This is a genomic window from Vibrio sp. 1641 (assembly GCF_033339995.1).
GTDB lineage: Bacteria > Pseudomonadota > Gammaproteobacteria > Enterobacterales > Vibrionaceae > Vibrio > Vibrio alginolyticus.
Genome location: NZ_JAWOVP010000293.1, coordinates 1 through 616, shown reverse-complemented (window position 1 = coordinate 616; position 616 = coordinate 1). Strand labels below are relative to the sequence as shown.

At 44.6% G+C, this 616-nt stretch carries 1 protein-coding gene; it reads right to left on the bottom strand.

Features of this window, described 5'->3' with window-relative positions; translation table 11 throughout:
• Positions 1-72: 72 nt before the first annotated feature.
• On the bottom strand, positions 73-616 hold a 544-nt coding region (locus R7Z47_RS25600), incomplete at its 5' end, for an ATP-grasp domain-containing protein (RefSeq protein WP_318130861.1).

The following is a 616-nucleotide window of genomic DNA, read 5'->3' as shown; positions in this document are numbered from 1 at the left end:
TAGAACTCGCAAATAAAAGAAAAGCGCAGCGATATAAAGCTGCGCTTTTTTGGATTGTTGAGAACTCAAAGATTAGTAAACGATTTTTACTTTCTTTGCGTTTTCGACCGCGTCTTGAACAGACTCTTCAATAGTTTTACGGCGAGTTAACACGACACCCAAACGACGACGACCATCGATTTCTGGTTTGCCAAATAAGCGCACTTGAGTTTGAGGTTGCGCTAAAGCCTTCGCAAGGTTGTCGAAACGAATGTCCGTTGATGTGCCTTGACCTAGGATCACCGCTGATGCAGAAGGGCCATACTGAACGATTTTGTTAATCGGCATTCCAGTAAATGCGCGAACATGAAGAGCAAACTCGGACATTTCTTGAGAAATCATCGTAACCATGCCAGTGTCATGTGGACGAGGAGACACTTCATTGAAAATAACCTTATCACCTTTAACAAAGAGCTCTACGCCGAAAATACCGTACCCACCTAAAGCGTTTACGACTTTCTCTGCCGTGTACTCTGCTGCTTTGATTGCATTTTCCGACATTGCTTGTGGCTGCCATGATTCACGGTAATCACCATCTTCTTGACGGTGACCAATTGGCGCGCAGAAGTGAACACCA